This is a genomic window from Endozoicomonas sp. G2_2 (assembly GCF_017744135.1).
GTDB lineage: Bacteria > Pseudomonadota > Gammaproteobacteria > Nevskiales > Salinisphaeraceae > Salinisphaera.
The window spans coordinates 57,058-78,322 of sequence record NZ_JAGHQU010000011.1 but is presented as its reverse complement, the minus strand read 5'-3'; the positions used below and the strand labels follow the sequence as shown (position 1 = coordinate 78,322).

At 58.8% G+C, this 21,265-nt stretch carries 24 protein-coding genes; 23 read left to right on the top strand and 1 reads right to left on the bottom strand.

Translation table 11 applies throughout. The features are described 5' to 3' along the window. The first annotated feature begins 19 nt into the window (after window positions 1–19). The 17 genes from J7355_RS13515 to J7355_RS13440 all read left to right on the top strand — a co-directional run bounded on the left by J7355_RS13515 (window position 20) and on the right by J7355_RS13440 (window position 13,177). Window positions 20–223: a hypothetical protein gene (locus J7355_RS13515; protein WP_209063565.1), complete on the top strand. Its 204-nt coding sequence runs from the start codon at window positions 20–22 to the stop codon at window positions 221–223. After that, on the top strand, window positions 220–1,935 hold the full coding sequence (locus tag J7355_RS18060) for a VWA domain-containing protein (protein ID WP_209063563.1): 1,716 nt from the start codon (window positions 220–222) through the stop codon (window positions 1,933–1,935). The genes J7355_RS13515 and J7355_RS18060 overlap by 4 nt, the downstream gene beginning before the upstream one ends. A gap of 102 nt (window positions 1,936–2,037) precedes the next feature. Continuing rightward, entirely contained in the window at window positions 2,038–2,985 is a 948-nt protein-coding gene (locus J7355_RS13505; protein ID WP_209063561.1) for a MoxR family ATPase, read from the top strand. Continuing rightward, window positions 2,985–3,767, top strand: coding sequence for a hypothetical protein (locus tag J7355_RS13500; protein WP_209063559.1), 783 nt, complete (start codon window positions 2,985–2,987; stop codon window positions 3,765–3,767). The genes J7355_RS13505 and J7355_RS13500 overlap by 1 nt, the downstream gene beginning before the upstream one ends. 85 nt (window positions 3,768–3,852) lie before the next feature. Next, window positions 3,853–5,034 carry a DUF3150 domain-containing protein gene (locus J7355_RS13495; protein ID WP_209063557.1) on the top strand — a complete coding sequence of 394 codons (1,182 nt, stop codon included), beginning with the start codon at window positions 3,853–3,855 and terminating at the stop codon, window positions 5,032–5,034. An 84-nt stretch (window positions 5,035–5,118) separates the two neighbouring features. Then, entirely contained in the window at window positions 5,119–5,460 is a 342-nt protein-coding gene (locus J7355_RS13490) for a hypothetical protein (protein WP_209063555.1), read from the top strand. 179 nt (window positions 5,461–5,639) lie between these two features. Beyond that, window positions 5,640–5,771 (top strand): hypothetical protein, encoded by a 132-nt coding sequence (locus J7355_RS17900; RefSeq protein ID WP_280637618.1) that lies wholly within the window; start codon window positions 5,640–5,642, stop codon window positions 5,769–5,771. Window positions 5,772–5,870: 99 nt separating this feature from the next. Continuing rightward, the gene (locus J7355_RS13485; protein ID WP_209063553.1) at window positions 5,871–7,094 is read left to right on the top strand and encodes a hypothetical protein; all 1,224 of its coding nucleotides are present in this window, start codon (window positions 5,871–5,873) and stop codon (window positions 7,092–7,094) included. Window positions 7,095–7,553: 459 nt separating this feature from the next. Further along, complete coding sequence (locus J7355_RS13480) at window positions 7,554–7,787, top strand: hypothetical protein (protein ID WP_209063551.1); 234 nt, start codon at window positions 7,554–7,556, stop codon at window positions 7,785–7,787. Window positions 7,788–7,868: 81 nt separating this feature from the next. Next, window positions 7,869–8,300 (top strand): hypothetical protein, encoded by a 432-nt coding sequence (locus tag J7355_RS13475; protein WP_209063548.1) that lies wholly within the window; start codon window positions 7,869–7,871, stop codon window positions 8,298–8,300. 127 nt (window positions 8,301–8,427) lie between these two features. Continuing rightward, a complete protein-coding gene (locus tag J7355_RS13470) occupies window positions 8,428–8,787 on the top strand; it encodes a hypothetical protein (protein ID WP_209063546.1) in 360 nt (119 codons plus the stop codon). A gap of 156 nt (window positions 8,788–8,943) precedes the next feature. After that, entirely contained in the window at window positions 8,944–9,636 is a 693-nt protein-coding gene (locus J7355_RS13465) for a hypothetical protein (RefSeq protein ID WP_209063544.1), read from the top strand. 156 nt (window positions 9,637–9,792) lie between these two features. Further along, complete coding sequence (locus J7355_RS13460; protein WP_209063543.1) at window positions 9,793–10,281, top strand: hypothetical protein; 489 nt, start codon at window positions 9,793–9,795, stop codon at window positions 10,279–10,281. A gap of 4 nt (window positions 10,282–10,285) precedes the next feature. Beyond that, window positions 10,286–10,681, top strand: a complete 396-nt coding sequence (locus tag J7355_RS13455; protein ID WP_209063541.1) for a hypothetical protein — start codon at window positions 10,286–10,288, stop codon at window positions 10,679–10,681. Window positions 10,682–10,717: 36 nt separating this feature from the next. Continuing rightward, window positions 10,718–11,377, top strand: coding sequence for a hypothetical protein (locus tag J7355_RS13450; RefSeq protein ID WP_209063538.1), 660 nt, complete (start codon window positions 10,718–10,720; stop codon window positions 11,375–11,377). Further along, window positions 11,361–12,704 (top strand): DUF87 domain-containing protein, encoded by a 1,344-nt coding sequence (locus J7355_RS13445; RefSeq protein ID WP_209063536.1) that lies wholly within the window; start codon window positions 11,361–11,363, stop codon window positions 12,702–12,704. The genes J7355_RS13450 and J7355_RS13445 overlap by 17 nt, the downstream gene beginning before the upstream one ends. A 2-nt stretch (window positions 12,705–12,706) precedes the next feature. Further along, window positions 12,707–13,177, top strand: coding sequence for a hypothetical protein (locus tag J7355_RS13440; protein WP_209063534.1), 471 nt, complete (start codon window positions 12,707–12,709; stop codon window positions 13,175–13,177). Window positions 13,178–13,213: 36 nt separating this feature from the next. On the opposite strand, the gene J7355_RS13435 is transcribed toward J7355_RS13440, so the two are convergent. Then, complete coding sequence (locus tag J7355_RS13435; RefSeq protein ID WP_209063532.1) at window positions 13,214–14,728, bottom strand: hypothetical protein; 1,515 nt, start codon at window positions 14,726–14,728, stop codon at window positions 13,214–13,216. A 125-nt stretch (window positions 14,729–14,853) separates the two neighbouring features. Here J7355_RS13435 and J7355_RS13430 point away from each other — a divergent pair, with 125 nt between their 5' ends. The 6 genes from J7355_RS13430 to J7355_RS13405 are packed head-to-tail and all read left to right on the top strand — an operon-like array spanning window position 14,854 to window position 21,250. Then, the gene (locus tag J7355_RS13430; protein WP_209063530.1) at window positions 14,854–15,900 is read left to right on the top strand and encodes a hypothetical protein; all 1,047 of its coding nucleotides are present in this window, start codon (window positions 14,854–14,856) and stop codon (window positions 15,898–15,900) included. Between the two features lie 2 nt (window positions 15,901–15,902). Further along, window positions 15,903–17,450 (top strand): hypothetical protein, encoded by a 1,548-nt coding sequence (locus J7355_RS13425; protein WP_209063528.1) that lies wholly within the window; start codon window positions 15,903–15,905, stop codon window positions 17,448–17,450. Between the two features lie 2 nt (window positions 17,451–17,452). Then, window positions 17,453–18,316 (top strand): hypothetical protein, encoded by an 864-nt coding sequence (locus tag J7355_RS13420; protein WP_209063526.1) that lies wholly within the window; start codon window positions 17,453–17,455, stop codon window positions 18,314–18,316. Continuing rightward, window positions 18,313–18,777, top strand: coding sequence for a hypothetical protein (locus J7355_RS13415; protein ID WP_209063524.1), 465 nt, complete (start codon window positions 18,313–18,315; stop codon window positions 18,775–18,777). Before J7355_RS13420 ends, J7355_RS13415 begins: the two co-directional genes overlap by 4 nt. A 38-nt stretch (window positions 18,778–18,815) precedes the next feature. Further along, on the top strand, window positions 18,816–19,484 hold the full coding sequence (locus J7355_RS13410; protein ID WP_209063522.1) for a hypothetical protein: 669 nt from the start codon (window positions 18,816–18,818) through the stop codon (window positions 19,482–19,484). Next, window positions 19,484–21,250 (top strand): ATPase, T2SS/T4P/T4SS family, encoded by a 1,767-nt coding sequence (locus J7355_RS13405; protein ID WP_209063520.1) that lies wholly within the window; start codon window positions 19,484–19,486, stop codon window positions 21,248–21,250. Before J7355_RS13410 ends, J7355_RS13405 begins: the two co-directional genes overlap by 1 nt. Window positions 21,251–21,265: the final 15 nt, after the last annotated feature.

The window sequence follows — 21,265 nt, the reverse complement described above, 5'->3', positions numbered from 1 at the left end:
CAAAGAGAGAGAGGAAGTCATGAAAGTAACGAAATCCGCCGCATTCAAGCGGCTTGCACTGGCTATGGCCCTGGTTCGCTGGGATGTGGTCGAGCTCTTCGGACGTGACAGCAGTCGCGCCCAACGTCGGGTCATTGAGCTGACGTTCGAGCTGGAAACCGATCCGTCGGTTATCAAGAGCGTGTCCCAGGAGGTATCACTGAGTCGGGAGGCCGCAAAGTGATCGCCTCGAAGCAGAGCCTGAGTTTCAGGCGCAGCGTACCTGGTGTGGCCGCCGGCATTGTCGGTTTGGTCAAGGGCCAGGTACCGGATCTGAAAATCGCCTTCACCGGCCCCCCGCGTACGGATGGTCACACCATCTACACGGGGAATCTGCCGTTGAATGCCGATGATGACCTGATCTCGATGTTGTGGGGACACTCGCTGCATGAGATCGGACACATCCTCCATACGAACTTCGATCGACTGAATGCCGTTTTGCGGCACGAGACTGTGCTGTTCAAGCAGACTCATAACAGCATCGAAGATGTCTATCTCGAACGTCGCCTCACTGAGGCGTTCCGCGGCGCCCGCCGATGGCTGTGCCGGAGTTTGGAGATCATGGACCGCAAGGGCCATATCCGCTCCGGAACGGATTCACCAACGGATGCGCTGCTGTGTTTTCCCCTGTTCTGGGGAAGCGTTCATGTCAACGGTTTCGACGTTCTGCTCTCCTACCTGGAAGGCAATCGTGCAGCCCTCGTAGAGGCGCTGGGCGAGAACGGCGTTTGCCGGTTGGAAGGTCTGCTGGCTCAGCGTCTGCCGGTCGTCGATTCGACGGCTGAGGCGTTCGAACTCACGCAGGACTACCTTGACCTTGCCCGAGAGATCGAGCAGGAAAATCAGGACGAAGAAGAGAAGGATGACTCTGACCCCGATTCGTCGGGTGACGATGACTCTGACGATGATTCGTCTGGGGATGACAGCTCGGATGGAGGGGATCAACCACCTCAAGCCGGTGACGATGATGCCGGCAATGATGATGATGGACGGCCTTCGCCGTCTGTTTTCGACAATGAAGATGATCCAGACCTCGACCAAGACCCGATCGATTCGACCGGTGCATTGGAAGAGGTCAGTGAAGAAAACGCAGATGAGAATGCCAAGGCGGGCGATAGGCTCGCGGCGGATAGCTCTAGTGTGTTTTCGGGCAGAAAGGGGCGGCCCGGCCAAGGTGACCTAGATCGATTCGAGATGTTGCGTCAAGAATCGAGCGGGGTGACCAACGTGATGGCCAACCGTCTCGTCCGTCTGATGGCCAAGGCCCGCACGCCGCGTCGAGTGACCGGTACGCGGGGAAGGCTGCATGTCTCGCGTGTTCACCGGCTCTTTGTCGGTAGTGATCGGATTTATCGTCGGCAGCAGATCGCTGACGTTCCCGAAAGCTGCGCGAGCATCGTGACGGACCTTTCCGGGTCCATGTCCGGGAATGAGGAACGTATGGCGTCGACGGTGCTTATCGCACTGGCTGAGGCGCTCACACGTGCCCGCATCGCTTTCGAGGCTTCGGCCTTCGGCGATGATTTCTGGATCGTCAAAGGGTTCGATGAACCCTACAAAGCATGCCGCTCGTACTTCGGGGGGCTCGACCAAGCCGTATCGGGGACGACCCCGCTCGGCGAATCGATGCACGAAGCCGCCATGCGGCTTATGCAGCGAACTGAAGCTCGCAAGATCATGATCTGTCTCACCGATGGCGCCCCGGACAACGGGACGTTGGTGAGCGATGTCGATCAGAAATTGCGCGCGTCGGGGGCTGACGTGCTCGGCATTGGTATCGGTTGCGATGCCGTCAATAACGTGTTCAAGAATGCGGTTGTGGTCAACGATCTTTCGGATCTGGGACCGCAGCTGCTGAATGAACTCACACCACGTCTACTGGCTCGCGCCAGCTAGGCATCACTTCACCCGTGCGGGGTTGCACCAACCCCGACGGGGAAGGTGCATCTCCCGTTTGGGTTTTTCTCAATTACTCAAGCATTTAACTGGAGATGGAAAATGGCACAGCAACTTGATCTCAGCACTCTGAACGGTTTCGAAGGCATGCCGGCCGGTCGTTTCATGATGCCTATGGCAAACGACGAGCGTCCCGAGCATGGACATCGTATGCCCATCGATGAGAACCATCGCTTTCGCAAGCACCTGGTTCGTCTGATGATGTTCGGATTGATGACAAAGCAGCCGGTCAGTTTCGTTGGCCCGGCAGGCTGCGGCAAAAGTCGCGAAATCCCGCAATTCCTCGAGCGAATCAATCAGGCTTACGAGTTCGTAAGCTGCCACGATGGTCTCGAGGCGGCGGATCTGTTCGGTTACGAACGGGTCCGGGGAGGGCCCGATGGCTCTGGGGTCGATACGGTGTATATCGATGGCCCCGTCCTGCGCGCAATGCGTACGGGCATCCCGCTCGTTCTTGACGAACGGGACTCGCTGGCAGCGACAGTCGCCTTGTCGCTTAATAACGTGCTCGATGGCCTGGGATACACCATCCCGGAGACCGGTGAGCACATCACTGCCCAGGAAGGCTTTTGTGTGATCGGTACCTCCAACACCAACGGTGGGGGGGATGAAAACGGGTCGTACAACACCTCCAACGTCCATTCACGTTCGACGAACAGCCGCTGGTTGGTCGAGAACGTGGACTATCTGACCGCGGCGGAGGAGGAAAACCTTCTGAAGTCGCTCGTGCCGGACGACAGGATCGATGAGGAAGCCATCGAATGCCTGGTTAAGTTCGCCACAGCAACGCGTGAGTCGGCAGCGGCCGGCGAAATGGAGCATCCCATGGCAACACGGGAACTGGTACAGACCGTCCAGTACAGCATGTTGATCAACAGCCTTGCCAACGCCATCGGGCCCGCTTATTTCAATAAGCTCGGTTCGGCGGATCGCGGCATAGCTGAAAGTCACTGGTCGCTGGTGTTCGGTACTGATGAGGACGGCTCCTAATGCGGGCCTTGTTGAGGAAGGACTCGGGCTCCGGCCCGGCCTTCTTCTACCTCAGCCAGACCGGCGCTAGGTTGCGGTACGGGGAGTTCTTCGAAGAGCTGCCCGCGAATGTTTCCTTGGAAGAGGAGACGTTCGACTCCCTAGACCTGGCGATGGATGCTTACACGCAACACGTCACCGAACGTGTCAATCGTGGCTTCGTAACGACGACCCTGACCCAAGAGTTGCATTCGCAGCTCGAGGGCGGGTCGTCGGTCGAGGACTCCGTCTTCATTCGATTGCCGACGATTGAAACGACCAGCCTTGCCCTAATCCACGACCAACTGGCCCCGATTCTCGGGGTTTGGAAGGACCGTGGTGTGGGCTTGGATACCTGGGAAGGCGTTCTCGCGTTTCGTGTCCAGGGCCGCAGATTCGCGGTCCGGAGCACGGACGAGGAGGGCGATAACGCACCAAAACAGGTGGGTTCTCAATGCATTCGCTGCGAGGGTCCGACAACTTTGTTGCGTACGACGGATCTTGAACGCTATGTGCTGCGAATAGTTCTCGCACTCATGGCACGGCGTTTCGACGCTGTCGAGATGATGGTAGGTGACGGAAAAATGATTCGGCCTCGTCGGGTGGGGACACCCCTTACCGATACGGTCGGCCTTAGTAACGATGGGATCGATCAGCTGGTCGCACGCTTGCGTGAGGCAAAGCTGCTCGGCCCATCCACATTGCTCACCAATCCGGTAACGGATGGCAGGCAACATCAATCAGCCAGTCCGCTGGCCTTTTAACTCAACTCAACCCTCTGGGGATGTGCACCATCCCCAACGGGGGTGGTGTCTCCCCATCTCAAACGATGGAAACAAGGAGATATCCATGAGTCATGTAACCAAGCTCGAATACGACCAGCCGATGGTCGTCGTGAACTTCCAGGCCCGCAAGATCACCTCTTCGCGGGAAATCGCACGCGACGAGATCGATATCGATCTGTCCGCGCTCCCGGATCACGTCAACGCGTTCCTGCGGCAGAACTACCTGCCGGATGGCGCCTTGAGCGAGTTCAAGAAGCTCGAGAAGCGGGCACGTCAGTTCCTCCACGGTCGCAGCCTGAATACCGAAATCGGTTATCTGGTGTCGACGACCGAGGCGGTGGCCTGTGTTCGTAAACTCGACGAGATCAAGTCGGACTACGACTTCGTCAAAAAGGATTTTCTCGGAAGGTACGAGCAGCTCCTGGCGGATTCGGAGGATAAGCTGCGCCGCGATCTCGCGGGGTGGTCCTCGGCCGACAAGATCATCGATGCGGTCCGCCGTATCGCACCGACAGCGCAACAGATCGAAGAACGCATTTCGTTCGATATGCAGGCCTTTCAAGTAGAGCCTGTTTCGAACTTCAATGCGGATGAGCAGGCACTGCTGCAGGCTGGTCTCGTCTCGTTGAGAGGCGGCCTGTTCGGCAAGCTCATTTCCGAAGTGGCCAAGGACGCCTACGTCCAGCTGCAGAGGATCGATGAGCGTCGCCATGAGACCGGTGAGCGCAAGGCTCGCCAGCGGACCGTGACAGCAATTCGCGATCTGCAGGCGAAAATTCGCAAGCTGGCCTTTATCGATACTCGTGCGGCATCCCTGGCCAATGTGGTCGAGGATGCACTCGATGTGTTGCCCACCGACGGCCCGCTTACGGGCAATGACTACACCAATTTCGTCCGGATCGTCGAGGCACTCGCGGATCAGGAAGGGTTGGTACGTCATGTCGAACATGACAAGCCTTTGCTGGCTGTCAGCACCGACGACGAGACTGATGATCTCGATGGGATCAACGCGCTGGCCGATGGCGACGCAGAGATACCGGCAGAGCAGGTCAACGAGTCGGAAGAAGTGACGGACACGGCCTCGGAAGAGGGCGACTTGTCCAACAATCAGGTCGAGGCGACCGCGGATGAAGCTACCGAAACGGTAGCGGAAGAACCCGTGGCGACCGAAGTACCTGTCACCCAGCCTGCAGCTTCAAACAAGAAGCCCAAGGCCACCATGCCTGCATTCGATCTGTCCTTCTAGGGCCGATCGAAGCAGGACCACCCCCCGGGGCGTGTATCGCCCCGAAGGGGGTGGTGCGCGCTCCTTATTTATCTGGAGAGCGTTATGGGTCTGTTAAGTATTGATATGTCGCACAGCGAAGCCCTTCGTCGGATCTTTGCCTACGGCAATGTTCCGATCATGGGTGAAGTCCTCACCGCGAACGGTGAGCCCACGTACGAGCCCACGGGCGAATACGAAACCGTTGGCTTTGCCTTCGACTGGGTGACCAACCGCGTCTACCGCGTCACGGAATGGAGCCACGATGTGGAGGCTTTGCCTCCGGTGGCTGGTGTCTGTGAAGCCATGGATACGCTGCTGCACAACGAGCAGTCCGTCGCAACGGATCTGCAATTCGTGAGTATGACGGCTTCGGTGTCGTTCGACCCCTTCAAGGAGTTGGACTGATGCCAGTGCTATCTGAACTCTCGAAGCTGGGCTACAAGCGTGCCTGCCAATCGATCTTTGCTTACGGCCGTGTGCCGTGCGGACCGGTAGGCAATCGCACGGAGGTAGTTGGATTCGCATATGACCCGGCCACCGGCCAGGTTCTCAGAGTCCATCGCCACGGGTGCCATTCGGAAACCGTGGATCCACGAGCTTGCGTCTTCGGCGCGATCTCGTTGCTTCGTAACCCGCGAATCTCAAGGGTTCGCAAGCTGCGGGTGGTCGATCCGACCGCCCGTAGCAGCTACAACCCGAACTACAAGCTGGTCTGAGCCAGCGTCAATTCGACCCGTCACAGACGGGCTACCACCCAGGGGTGCGTGTCATCCCTCGGTGGGGTGGTGCGCGCTCCTTTTATCAGGAGCAGGACCATGTCCAAAGCAACCACCATTGACTTCATCGAACAGCAGTTCGAAATGACTCAGGCCGGACTCTTCGGGGATAGCATCCCGGAAGCCACGAAGGCCGAAACCAAAGCGCGTATCGCCGAAATTCACGGTCGGCCTCGGCCGGACTGGATGGCTGACGATGCACGTGAGGCGATTCAGAACGAGCTCGGGAGCGTGCCGGTAGGGCGTGAACGAGAAATCGTGCTGATGCGCAGGATGTTTCGTCAGCGTCCGACCGTCGAAGCAGCGAATCTGTCTCGTACGTTCGGTTGGCCGATCCATGAGGTGCAAGCGTTCAATGCGAACACCAAGTGGGACGTCGACATCGCCTTCGGTTTCTTCGTCTATCTACACACCAAGACCGAGTTCCTGCCTTACGAACCGTTCGTGTTCGGTGTGGGTCGCACAAGCTGGCATGCGGGCATCGCCCGTCAGCGTTTGGCGACCCAGTTCGAAGGCGGCCATCTACCCACGCGAGTCGAAAAGGAAATCCAGTCCATTATCGAACTGTTCGATAAGAAGGTGCAGGTCAGCTTCAGCTGGCTGTGCCGGAAGCTGGACTGGCCCATGGGCCAGAAGTCCTATGGGATGACGAATCGCAGTCGGGTCGTGTCTTCATCGTCGCGTGGCAACAGTGCCATCGATGTGCAAGACGCGTTCGAGATGCTGTGTAAGCGTCACGAGCAGATGGATGTGTTCGCCTGGGATCGGCGCGGGGAGACGCTTCGGCGCCGCCGCAAAGCTGATGCCCAAGGTGATCGCAGTGGTCTCAATCGTAATGACGAGGCAGCGGCAATCGTCGATAAGAACCATCGAGTCGGTCCACGTATGGCCGAACTCATGGAAGCGGACGAGCAGTTCTTCTTCAAGAACTCAGGTGCGCCGGCGGTGTGCCCGATGTCCGATGAGCAGCGTGTCGAGTTTTACGCGCTGTGCAAAATGCCGACTCAGTCGACGCACCAGGGTCAGGACGAAGTGCATGTGGATGCACCCACGCCTGACGAAGGAAAGTGCTGGTACGTCATCGATTGGTATCCGCAAGAGTGCGTCATCAGCCTGTATGTGCAGTCTGATGAATCGCTCACGCCGAAGCTGATCGATTTCTGGGTTCGCAGTGTCGGAACCAAAACGCGGGAATATCTCCCGCAACGGCTACGGCAACGACTTCATGGGTTCCTCTACGAAGATGGTCCCTATGAGCCGTAATTACGGCGGCAGCCGGTCTCGCGAAAGCGAGGCCGGCGTGCCGGTCCCTTCCTTTTGCGAAGGCCTGATCCATCCGTCTGCCACGCGGGCTGATCGATCAGGTTTTCAACGGCCCACTTCTGCCATATGAAGTAGTGCGATCGAGTCCCTCTGGTCATTCCAGAACTCTTTCGTGCGCTGACCTACTCCGGTCAGTTCAATCTGATGTACTACTAAATCGCCTTGATGCATTGATCCGGTTTGCTTGTCCAAGCTGTAGATTCTTGCCTCTCAGGTATTCAACAGACGTTTCTACGTCGACCACAAGAACAGACTGACTGAGCACTAGCAGTTTGTTTCTACCGTGTCTTTTTCGTTGATGGCTCCTCACGGCGCCCTTTAACGGATTCAGGACACCTCACCCCACGGGTCACTTCTGCCCCATGGGTGTCGTGTCCCGGTTTCTCATGGAGATCGATCATGACGACACGGACCATTGCTTCGTCCAAGACCTTTGTTCACTTCGTTGTGGAATCCTGCGAAAGCGGTGTTCTCATCACGCGGTACGAGCACAACGAGATGCGTTCCACGCGTCACGTGCGCTGTTCGTTCGACAAGGCTGTCGAAGCTACTCAAGAGGATCTGCGTTTCTTTACGAAGAATCCGCTGACCCGCGTTCAAGCGACCCCGACAGCAATGTCGATGGCCGCCTGATCCAACCACACTGCCTACCGGGCGCTCGTCGCCCACAGGCAGGCGCGTGCATCCCGGTTTCACCACGTAAAGGAGATCGAGATGTTCAACGCAAAGGCTGTACGGCCGCTCCCCAAGGATGACTATCGTTTCGGCGATCCGATCGTTCGATTGCCGAACAAGATCATGCGCCAGGAAGGAATCAAGCGTCGCGAACCCGTGATGGTTTCGCATCGCAACGATCCGACCGGCCCCAAGGTTCTTCGCTTCGCGTTGGGACTTGGCGGTGGCGTGAAAGGCTTCACCAACGACTGCATTGGCCTGGATTACGACGCTGCTCGTGAACTGGGCGTGTCAGCCGATGAGGAAACTGATCTGAATGTCACCCGAGCGAGCAAATCGGAAGTGTTCATGTGGTATTGGCACCACGATCAACCGGTTGTTCGTATGGGAATTCGAATGGGTGCGCTCAGCGTAGTCCTCGGCGTCATCGGCGCCCTGGGTGTCGCTGTCAGCATCATCAGCCTGTTCTAACAGGCTAAACAGCCCGGCCCTCCTGTGTGTTCACAGGCGGGTTCGGGCCCATCTTCGAGGGCTCGCGCGCGAGTCCTGGGGGATGGGTCCGGCCCGTCACATCAGATTGATCACCCAGGAGTAGGCAATGAACATTGAACAGAACACGGCACGTGCGGCGAATCACAACCCGATCCGCGATCGCGACATGCCCCTTATCTTCGATTCGCATACCCCGCGTCACGTCCTTGTCTCAGCGATTCGTCAGTACAACGAACGCTTCAAGACACTGCCGGGGATTGGGTATTTCACGGAGTTGCCCGAGCGCCGGGTTATGTACGGCGAGCGGGTCCACGTGAGCGAACTCTATGCGGACGATGCGGCGTGGCACGCCTACAAGGCGATGTACGTCGACCGCGAGCCTTTGATGGACGCGGGATTCGAATTCGAGCCGGACCCGCAGGAAACAGTGGATCCACTCCGGCTTCTCTCTAGTGCTCGAGCCTAACCATGTTGGGCTTCGAAAGGGGGCGTGATCATTTCGATGATCCGCCCCTTTTTTTGTCTGGGATTTCGTAAGCCCCCGATGGTGATTCGACCTGGTTTGCGAGATCGTGGGAGTCTTCGGGAGACGATCCAAAATAAGCACTAGAGGGGATGTTAAATGCGAGCTATTTCCGAACTTCGTAATCTCAGCCTGAGTCGTCTTCTGATCATGAGTGCTGGCGCGATCTTCGGCGCACTATTCATGACGCCCTTCGTAGCTGAGGGTGCAGGGGGTTCAGCGGCGAATGTAATCGGTGCCATCATCGGGGCAACCCTGTCGATTACCGCGGCAGTTTATCTATCGCGACTGGATAAATCGCAGGCCGAATCAAATTGCGCTTTTCTGCTCCGAAAAGAATTCTCTGAGCTTCGTGACCTGGTAGACGACGCTCGACGGGCAGTCACTTCCGAGTGGCTTGGCGACAATTTTCTAGAACAGGACGCCACAATAGTGTGGTCTGAGTCTGGCCGAGACATGATGCTTTTCATTGCTCGACGAGCCACAAAAACCCACGAACGATCTGTCAATTTATGGTCTTACCTACGTGACATCGATCATGAGACGCTGGCTTTACTCTCACGTGCTGACCACTTTGTGAAGCAGCTGTCGGATCTCGACCCAGAGTTCGGCATCGCACACCCCAATATTAGCCTCGATAGGCTGGTGTCGCCCGACGAACTTGGGCGGGCGAAAGCCTTTCTCGAAAGGGCAGTACTCGGGCTCGGCCTGAGCACATCCGCAATGAAAAAGGATTTGGCCCAACGAAAAAAAACAAGTCCAATAAATAATTCCGAGGGCCAGTTTGTTTGAAGATAAGAAGCGCTCAGTCTTGCCATTAGCCGCGCTTGGTGGAGGTGCGATAATGCTCGCTCGCTCTCGCGGTGTCTGTTACGCAGGCCTGTCGATTTGGTGCCGGGACGATAACGCGATACAGAGTTCTCCTGAGACCACCATCAGTGTTCCGAAATGCCTGATCCTCGCGGCCAATACATACAGTCGAAATTCTTCTTCGGAAGCGGTTGCCGCGGCGGCTTCGCAATTTATGAGCGGGGCTCCGGCGATAACTTCAAGCGCTGCCTGCGCGTAGAGGCCCGCCGGACTGGCCACGATGCGATTGCACTGGAGTTGGATCCCGAGGACATGGCAGAGCTGATTGCCGTACTGCGTGGGTCGCGCTCGTCGTTCCACAAGACAATCAAGCGGCCCGGAGCGAGTCCGAAGCAGATCTCGATCCACTACAATCCGCAGAGCAAACCGCCGAATGCCTGGGTGCTCGTCGCCCAAAAGGGGAGCGACACCCTGAAAATCGGTTTCGACAGCGGGATCGCCTGGACGGTCCAATACATGGCAATCGCCATGCTCAAGCCTCTCTATGCCGAGTTGTCGGATACCTGCCTGTGGCAAATGCTCAGCGCGACCGGCCGGGCCGCACCCTCTGAGCAGCAGCGGGGGTAGGGCAATGAATACCGCTGAGCAAGATACCTCCTTGTTGGCGCTCCTGGACAGCGACATCGAGGCCATCGAAACAGAGATCCGTGATCGCGTGGGGATCCAACGCTATGCACGTCTTCGTGTCATCGCGAGTCTCGTGCATGGGTTGGCTGCAGAGGCCGGCTTCAATCGTTCGGACGCCCGGACGATCTGCCCTGATGTGAACATCAAATCGATCGACCGCGCCCTGGCCGATATGGAAGCCGCAGGCATGGTCGAGATCCTTGCGAAGAACGATCGCCGTCAGCGCGGGGGAACTGTCTACCGGGTTCGCCCGGCCATCGACTGGCAGCTGCGTGACCCGGCCGTGGTCTGCGCTCGAGCGCTTCGGTCTGGTCGTGGCCGTCAACATCGGGCCAACTGACCGGATCGCTTCGCAGCCACCCCCTTTGATAGGGGTATGGAAGGTGAATTCGATATTCTGATCCCGACCTCGCACCCCTTCGAAGAGGAAGTCGAGTGCGAACTACGTCGGTTGGTGGCGCGGCATAAATGGCCGATAGAGCGGGCAGGCCTGAGCGTGTCGTTCGTGATGCGACAGAGCGAGGTTTCCAGCTCGGACGTAAGCCAGTTCAAGGCGATCGAGAATGGGCAGGCCACAGGCTGGGTGAAGCTGTTCTTCAACCACCTCTTTTTGATCCAGAACCCGGGTGCGTTCATACGTCAGATCGTGCCGCACGAAATGGCGCATGCATGGACCAAGGCGCGCTGCGTCGCTGCTAATGAGAAGCCCCATAACCGGCACGACAACGTCTACATCGCGCGCCATCAGTCTCTAACGCAACAGCCGATCAAGGAACACGGCGACCTCATATCGATGTTCGATGCGCGGCCGCTTCGCCTTGTCTCAAACGGTCAGCCGGCCCGGTGCTCTTGTAAGGGCGACAGCGGCTTCTGGGTGCTCAAGCCCACCGAAGCCGACAACCTCGCACGTGAGCCTATCAAGTGCCCGCGCTGCCTTCGGCCAGTGGGCATTGTCGACGACACCAAAGTTCCAGAGGCCATCCGAGAGCAATGTGCCTATATCCATTGGTGGAAGTCGAATGGCAAATCCAGCTAGCGTTTCTGAGTTGAACCCGCTTTCAGCCCATACGCCGATACGGCTGGGCACGTCGTTTTCAGGTGCGGCCTTCGAGTTGCCCCTGGCGAAGGCCATGAACTTCAACCTCGGTTTGGTAGGCGCTTCGGGCAGTGGCAAGACCACAGCTCTATCGTTCCTGATCGAGGAGTATGTAAAGCGCGGCATCACGGTGATCGCACTCGATACCCAGGGCGATCAGGCCGGGGGCACGTCAGGCATTGAGGAGGCCTACGTCGAGCGCATGGTGTTTCGCTACGGCGATACGCAAGCTCAGATCAACCCGCTGCAGCTCCATTCCAACGCCGATGCCGGCGGCCCCTATAGCGCGATTGAGGATGCGATCGAGGTCGTGCGCCTGCTCAAGCCCAGTCTGGGTGATATGCAGGTGGCTGATCTGCGTTGGCTGCTCTGCGGGTTCCTCGAGCGCTGTGGCGTCGACATGCTGGAGAAGTCGACATGGGATAACGAGCGTATCGGGCCTTGGTCCGCGTTCCGGGATTACATCCGAGAGCAGCTGGCCGCGTTACGCGCCGGTGTGACATCGCCGTTCTTCAAGGACTTTCGCAGAGCGAGCAAACTCGCCAGGAAGATCCAGAGCGGCCGCGAGATGAAGGTTCCGAGCGACTGGCAACACATGCTCGAAGCTAGGCCCGGCTCTGCACTCGAGCTATCCGATCTCGAAGAAATCGTACGGCACCGCGCCAGCGGCATGTTTCAGGATGCTATAGACGGCTATAGCGACATGGACACCGAACGTAATCCGCGGCGCATCGCCATCCTGGAGTCGATCATCACCAACATGATCGATTCGACGCTGTTCGACGATGACCGTCTCAAGATAAAGCCAGGCCGCGTCAACATCATCGATCTGTCGAACGTCTCCCAGAGGCACATGATGTCTCTGATTCACCTGATGTTGAAAAGGACGTTTTCGATTGCTCAACGGTTCACACGCAACCTGAATCCGCCTGTTCCGTGGCTAATGCTCGCGCTGGATGAGTCCAAGCTGGCCGTGCAGACCGGCAAGGACGTTCTCGCACCGATCAACCGGATCGCGACCGAAGGGCGCAAATACGGCATGGGGTTGCTGCTCGGCGTCCAGCACCTGGGTCATCTCAATGGCGAGATCATGAGCAGCCTTGCGACCAAACTCATTTTGCCGATCGACCGCGACAAGCTCGCTGAAACGTGTCGGCGACTGATGATCAAGGCTGGTGAGCTGGAGCAGATCAAGCCCCGCTCTGACGGGCTCATTTTTCTCAACAAGGATGCCGGCGTGCCAGTGCATCTCATGCGAGGCGCATGACCATGAAAAAGCTATCGATTGCAGCCGCACTTGTTGTCGCCAGCGTCTGTACTGGCGCTCAGGCGAAAACAGAACTGATGACACGGCATCAGGCCGGTCTCTACGGCACCGAACTCTACAGTATCGGTGAATATGATCTCGCGCTGACCTACCTGCGCGCCGCGGTGTTCAGCCGCGTCGAACGACTCGATGCCATACCCAGCCTGGAACTGTCGGATCCTGGTCATCCCCCGGAGGGATATGACGACTTCGCGCGCACCCTGGCGGAGGTCTACTGGGAAATGGGCGACGGACCGTCAGCGGTCTACGTCGCGCGCACCCTTATCCGGAACCCGACCTATGCGCTTTGGCGGTGCAAGCGGGCGGAACAGCAGCTGATGCTCGATTATGCCTACGACTGCTACACCGCGATCCAGGATCATGATCGAGCCCGTCGCGTGATGCGTCAGCAGGCGGCATTCCCAGGTAACTGACCAGTCGGGGTGGTTTGTGCCCCGGCCGAGATCACTCTAGCCCGCGGTGCCTTCGCGCCGCGCCGCGGCGGTCTTGATTCGAATCGCATACTCCGAGCGGCCCCAGTTCTCGACCACATCGGGTAGGCGTTCACGCATCGCCCCGAGATCGATGGCGAACAGACCCGCAAAGTTGATCCGGCCGACCTTGGCATCGTAGATCGACAGATCGGGGCTGAACCCCTTCCAGGAGGTAATCAGCAGCGATTCGCTTTCAAGTGCCTTGTGGATCGCGTACAGCGCTGGGTGTCGGCGCCCTTGGACCTCATTCGAGCGTAAGGCAAGCGCCCGTTCTGACTCGGCGTCCAGCAGCCCCTTGAGGTTCTCGCGAAAACGCGATGCGACCACCAGCAGAAAGCCATTGACGGGCTGTGCCCAGCCATCGGCATGTGCGGCGGGATCAAGTGCCTGATTGATGTTCAGGTTCGCGAAGATGTCGTCCAGGCGCTCACGAATCTTGTCGACCACGTCCACGCGATCGGCCACATGCACCGCGGCCGTCTGCTCGTTACGTGTGTTGACGCCATCTGCAATTCGGATCGCCTCGAGTAGCTGACGGTCGCGGGGTGTCGTGCTCCCACGGGGCATGGTGTCCGGCGAATGCGCATAGGTCAGCACGACGTTGAGGGTCTGTCGGTCTGCTGGATCGAGCTTCCAGAACTCGGGCGTGAGCCGCATTACCTGGGCAGATAGTCGGTCGACTTGTTGAGTACGCTTAGCCCACCGCTCCTGGCCGTCAGGCGTTTTTCGAAGGTGATAGGCGATCAGTTTGCCGATGTCGTGTGACAGCCCCAGCACGCTCGCGAGTGGTTCGTCCGGTAGTCGTGCGCTGACATCGTCACGGACCTTCAGCGAGTGCGCCAACAGTGACGTATCGGCATGGTGACCTGTGGGATCGGCGGGCCACGACGGATGAGCGTTCAACATGGCCATGATCGCCAGCTCCAGCTTCTCCACTGGGGTCTCGGGCGCCCTGAGCACTTTCGGAACGATGCTCTGCATACGCAGATAGTATTCCGGAAAGACGTTGGTAAAGACCTGGTGCTCTGCGGTCTCGATCACGAGCCGGCTTCCTCTCGGGGGCACCGTCACGAGGTCATGACCCGTGGGCGTATGCCCGGAGTTGATCCGGCGCTCCTCGCGAGGTGATGCCGTCGTCGTGATGAACGGGAAGCGCGGCCGCACAGTGATTCGGCCTTCGCTCAAGCCGTCGAACAGGCGCACGACGCCGTAGATCAGCACCCCCGATACGAAGACCACTGCGGTGACGTGAATCATCAGCAGCAGAGCGCACGCGAGCGTTGTAAACGGCCCGCCTATCCGAGCGATATCCATAAACCAGTCGGGACGGAACACCCATTGGGCGCTGAGCACGCTCGCCTGGAATTCGTTGGCGAACGATCGGTAGTGCAGATAGATCGTCCAACCGATCGAAAGCATCAGCATCGTGAAAACTGTAGAGAACGTCCCATCGGGCATGGACACCCGGCTGAACTGAGTATCAAAGGCCATCAGCAATTCCTCCCTTTGCCCCTACAAAGCGAGTCGCTGCGAATTTTTTTTGCCTAACGACGCCATTTGATGGTGTGCGGGGTGCTTTGTTGGATCAGACGCACTTGAAACAGGCAGACGAGCCAATGACCAGAATGCATCTCTACACGATCGCGCTTTGCGTGCTGGCAACCACGGCTGCCACCGCCCAGGCGAGTGATACCAGCGCGGACTATGGCACGGGTGAATCGGTAACCCGCGATCGATACTCCGACAAATTCATGACTCGCCCTGGCGCGGCCGAAGTCACTGGGCGCTCGGGCGGGCGCCTGCCGTCGCAGCGTCCCTCGGGTACTGTCTCGAACTCCTATCAGGCACCGGTTCCGCAGATCCCGAGCAACCAAGGTCCGGATCGCGAAATCATCAGTGGCCCGAATTCGCGCGGCGCATCGATGCCCCAGGGGAGCGGCACTGATGCAGTGGTTCAGGTCGACAGCAAAGCGCCTGTCAGCGATCAAAGCGCAGGCCAGTCGCCACAGCTGACCCGGTCTGTTGGTCAGAACGCTGTGGCCAGCAGCGCCTATTCCCGCGGCTATAACGAACCCCTCATCAATGGGCTTCGCGCCCTCGCGCCGGACCGTTGCGAACTCGATGTGCAGGACGGGATTCAGGACACATCCGTTACGTGGAAGAGCAACGGTCTCCCGTGGGATCAAGTCATGCGACCGATGGTCAACGACGCCGGCTTGTACCTGAGCATCGTGAATTCGCCTTGCCTGATTGCCGTTGCTACGTCGCCGGGTATGGCGCAGCGGATGGCCAATGGCTCCTCCACGATCCCGAACGGCCCCGATCCCTATGCCACTGCCGGCGAGCCTGCGGCAACTGGTGCGGACGGTCCAGACGCCGGCGCGACGGATGAGCCGAATACGCACCTGACCTATCAGGAATATCTCGCGGAATACATCACGCCGGATTTGCGCGCGGCATCGCTACAGGAAGTCTTCGAGGCGATTACTCCGCTCGGCTGGGATGTTCGGCTCGAGATCGAAGACAGCACCCTATTAAACGACACCTACGACATCACCGCGGAGACAACGCGCGGCCAGATCATAGCGTCGCTTGAGCATCAACTTCGCGTCCAAGCGGAGCCCTATGTGGAAAACCGGATTCTGGTGGTTTCGGAGCAATGATTATGCGTCTCAAGTCTATCGTCCTAGTCGGACTCACCCTTTCGCTGAGCGCGTGCATCGACACGAACGTCCGGCGTGAAGAAAACATGGGGCCGCTTCTTGCGCCCTCGGAAACCAGCATCGGGATCCATCAGGAACGCCCGTCGACCTACATCAAGCGTCGTTCGAAAGAAGACTCGCAGATGTCGCGCAAGGTGACGCTCACGTCCTCTGGGATGCCGCTGGCGCGCGTGCTCAGCACGACAGTGCCGAACATGAATGTTCGGATCGCCGACCCCGGCGTAGATCTGGGCCAGACAACGGTCGTCTACGCGAACAACATGCCGCTGGACGATTTCCTCGACCAGCTCACGGATATGACCGGATACGCGTTCGTGTCGAAGAACGGCACGCTCACGATCAGTTCGAGTCAGACCAAGACCTGGAATCTCGCACCGCTCGCTTCGAACCGACAGTCTGTCAGCAGCGTGGGTGGCGAGACCGGATTCAGCGGTAGTGGCGACACTAATTCTGGCAGCAGCTTCGGCTCCGGTGGTGGCAGCGGCGGTGGATTGGCCTCGATCGGTGGATCCAGCAATGAGGGCAGTGGTACTACGATCTCGTCGCTGCAAGAGGAGGATCAGTGGCTGCAGCTGATGAACCAGATCCGCAGTTATTTGGGTCTCGAAGACGATCAGAACGCCGACGAGCAAGTACAGATCGGCAGCGTACGCAGCATCGGGACCGTGACGGTCACTGCGCCGCCGGATCGGATCAAACGCGTCGATACCTTCCTGTCCACCATTGCCAAGCAGAGCAAGCGACAGGTCCATCTCGACGTCAAGGCGTTCGAGGTCACACTCAACGACAGCCGGGCTCGTGGCATCAACTGGGATGCCGTACTCAACACCACCTTTGACGGTAGCCCGTTCCAAGTCGTCATCGATCAGAACAATCCGATCGCGCTGCAGGCAGACAGTCCGAGCAGCACCAATGTGGGCGTCAATTACACGAACGGAAACGACTCGGTTGGCGCCATGGTCAATCTGCTGTCTCAATACGGGACGGTCTCACTGCTCACTGAGCCGAACCTCTCGACGCTCAACGGCGGCACCGCATATCTGTCGTCCGTGGATGAGTTCAGCTTCATCTCGAGCGTGACTCAGTTCCTGGGCACCGAGGGAACCAACACCGTCACGCCTCAGCTCGACCGTATTCGTGTCGGCGTCACAATGGCGGTGACCCCGCGAATACTGCCTGACGATCGCATCCTGATTGAGGTCACGCCTGTCATCAGCTCGCTGCAAGGCTTCGATGCATTCAATGTCGGGGACTTCTCCTTCTCGAACCCGCGGATCGCGCTGAGCGAACTCTCGACGCAGGTGATCACGCGCCCGGGCGAGCCGGTCCAGCTCGGTGGTTTGATTACCAGCCGAGTCGCCAACGAAATGAACCGGCTTCCGCTTCGCCGCAAGACCGGCCTGATCAACTGGCTGTTCTCCTCCGAGGCGAACGAGCTTGAGCGTCGGGAAATGGTGATCTCCATCACGCCGACCTTGACCGAGGTGTAGTCATGTTGGAGATCGGTAGTCCTACATGGATCGGCGAGCACGAAGTCATCGTGCTTCCCGACGTGCTGTCGGGATTCGAGCCTGAAGACGGTTCCTATGTGGAACTCGGCGCCGCGCCAGACCACAACAACCGGATATGGATCGACGAGGCCGAACTCAGCCGCGTCCGAGAGGAGTACCCGGATCTGCCCATCTACGGTTTCTGGCAGATCGTGTTTTTCAATGGTCTGGTCGACCTGGATGTCGACGTCCAGGTTCTGCCGCTCGACGACTCGTCCGGATTCTTCATCCAGGCCGAAGAACGCAAGATCGTTCTGAGCGGTCAGTATCGCGGTCAGGAGATTATTGATCTCGACCTGTCCGTTGACCGGCTACCGGTCGTCGACATCGCGCCGGAAGAACTATCCCTTCCTGGCGAACAGGCACGGATGGCGACCGAGCTCGGTGCGATTCAGCGTGGTAAGCGTCGGGCCCGGTTCATCAGATGGGGGGCCTATGCCGCGGTTGCCGTTGTGGTTGTTGGTGCCTTCCAGGTCATCGACCACTGGCGCATCGAACAGCTGGAAACAAACCTCGCCGCACTGAAAAGCCGTCAGCGCCAGGCCGCAGGCGAGCTTGGGGCCTTGCGTGCCACCAAGAAGGCGGAGGGCGTCACACCTGAGAATCAGGGCCTGATCTTGGATCGACTGCTCGAATTGTCGTATCGGGCGGATTTCATCGAACTCGAGGTAACGAAGTTCGATGCCGAGCAATGGCTCGTGCGAGTAGACGATTTCACGATCCTGCCCGACTGGTCGAGCAAGGTCCGTGTCGTGCCCGAGCCGACCAGCACGGTTCTGGTTCGCTGGAGTGGGGTAGCGCAATGATTGGCGATGAAAAGCTGATGGATATCGCCGTGATCGCCGTGCTCGCGATCTCGGGCTATTTCGCCATTACCGCGCTGAATGGTGGCTCCGCGGTTGTCGCCGAAGAAGTGGCCTCAACTCGAACGATAGTCGACCAACTCACCGCAACACGGGATCGATTGCAGTCGCTGCCGGACATGCAGCCGCTGACTTCGGCCTGGATGCAGAGCCGGGAAATTACGAGCAGCTGCGGTGTGGAACGCACGGTCATAACTGGCGAAGACAGGGATTCTCAGTATGCCGGCGCCGGCCAGTTCTGGACGGCGCAGCTCTCTGGCGATGCGATCGCCGTTTTGGCTTGTGCTGATCAGCTCAGCGAGCTCGATCAGGTGGCATTCGAGGACGTCGAAATCGTCACCGACGATCAGTATCAGGTCGCCCAAGTGACTTTCAGCATGTACGGAACCTTTACGCCCGAGTAGGGCTTGGGTCGAATCGAGGACCAACGATGAGAACTGCAATGAGCCGAACTTTCCTGACGAGCGTACTGGTGGCCTTCTGCTCAGTAGCCAGTGCTCAAGTCGCCCCTCTGCCAGCAGACCAGCCGGACTCGGTACCGGCTCTGCCGGGCATGGCAAATGTCACTGGCACTTCCAGCGCCATTACAGAGCGTCAGAGCAACTTCAACCTGCAACGTCAGGCACTCAACCAGGAAGCCGACCTGGTGGAGATTCAGGCACGCATCGCGGAAGCCAACGCTCGGGTCGCCGAGGCGAAGAAGCGTAGCGAGCCGAAAGGTGAGAAGAAGTCCATTGATGACATCGACCCGGCGAAGCTGCGCGTGCTTCTCGGCCTGCCTGCCCAAGGCCCGATCGTAGCGTCCGAGAGCGAGCCGGAATCCGCGCCTGCACCTATGCCGATGCCGATGAGTCCCGCCGATTTCGCGGTGCCGACACTCACATCGATTTCCGGCAACGTCGCAATCTTCCGGGTCATGAACAACACCATCTCGGCGAGTCCCGGCGACACGATCAACAAGCGCTACAAGCTCGCATCGATCGATAACCAAGGCGCCACGCTCAAACAGTCTGACGGTGACACTCGTCGGGTGATGATCGAATGGGCTGAGCGCCCGAGCGTTGAAACCCTGAGAGGTCAGGGAGGACGTCGTCCGGCCGGAGGCCGCTGATGTCACAGTTGGTGATCAAGTGCGAGCGTGTACTCGAGCATTTCCGTCAGAACGAACACCTGTCGGATGCCGCCTATCGGGAGCTTATCGAGTCGCTGAGACGCTCTAGCGCACGGGATGCGGGACGCGTGCTCGGCCGCGAGCTGGCTGAGGCGGGCATACGTCCTCATACGATCGCAGAGATCCTTGCGGAGTCTCTGGGTCTGCCGCGTTTTTCACCAACTACTCAGGTGGCCGCTCAAGGCGTCGATTGGGCAGTAGGCACGGATGGCGTGTGCTACATGACCAACCCGCTCGATGTCACGGCGTATCAGGAGTTGCTGCGCAACCCCAAGCTGAACATTCAGAAGCAGGGCGTACTCGGCTATCACCAGCTCGATCTGATTAACGAATCGGGCAACAAACAAACGATGGTCGAGGCACGGGTCGGCGAGGGCGCTGACCAGCTTATGCGCCGCATCGTTGACCTGGCCATCCAGCATCGCGCCTCGGATATTCACCTTGAGCCGGTGGCCGACCGAGCGGACATTCGACTGCGCGTCGATGGTCTGGTCCAGAAGTATGGCCAGATCGAGCTGAACACCGATTATCTGCCGCTTGCCAACTACATTCTTGAGGAGTCCGGTGAGCAGGCCGGTGAGTATCTGCGGCCCCGCGATGGCCAATTCTCGTGGTCGCTGCGACACCGCGAAATCAATGTTCGTATGAGCATGGTGCCGGGCAAGGTCGGGTCGGGAATCGCGCCGCGCTTTGCCCTCCGTCTGCTGGGCTTGGAAATGGACCTGGTCGATCTCGACGAGATCGGCTTGTCCTCGCATCCCGATAATGACCAGATGGCTGCGATCAAGCGGGTGCTGTCTCAGACCTCGGGCCTTGTGATCGTGTCGGGCCCAACCGGGTCGGGTAAGACGACGACGCTCAATGCCGGCCTGCGCTGGATGACACGAACGATGCCGACGAAGACGTTCTTCGCGGCAGAAGATCCTGTGGAGATCGAAAATCCGACCGTCACCCAGGTCGAGATCAATGAAAGGGCCGGCGTTACGTTCGAGTCGGCTCTGAGAGCGTTCCTTCGCCAAGATCCTGATGTCGTGATGATCGGTGAGATGCGCGACAAGAACTCGATGAGCCTGGGTATCCGTGCCAGCAACACCGGCCATTTGGTTCTGACGTCGCTGCATACGAAGACAGCGCTGGGGTGTGTGCCGCGCCTGTTGGATATGGGAGCCGAAGCCGACCAGCTCAGTGAGGCCATTGCCGGTGTCATGGCTCAGCGCACCGTACGACGGGTCTGTCAGCACTGCAGTGAAACGGTATCCCTTTCGGACTACCTGGAACTCAAGCATCCGTTCCTGCGCGATTTGCGCGGCATCTTCCGCGAAACGATCGCCGAGATTCCGAACCGTTATTCAGACCTGTTCTTCTACCCCCAAGCGGATGCCGCTATCCGAGTGGCGAATAGAGTCGGTTGTGAGCGGTGCCGCGGCGGCTACCGGGGCCGAACGGTCATCGCAGAGTTCCTCACCATCGACGAGACCCTGTCGGAAATGATCAGCGACGGGGCCACGCGCGCCCAGCTCGAGCGGCACGCCGTGACACAGGGCTTTCGGCCGATGTGGGAGCACGGCATGCAGCTCGTAGGGGAGGGCATCACCACGTTCGCAGAGATCGAACGGACGCTGGGTCAACGACAACCAACCATCAAGCCCATCCGAGACGCATCGCGCGTGCCCCAGCTGGCACGTGATGAAGCGGTCGTGGGCTGATCAGACACAGGAAAT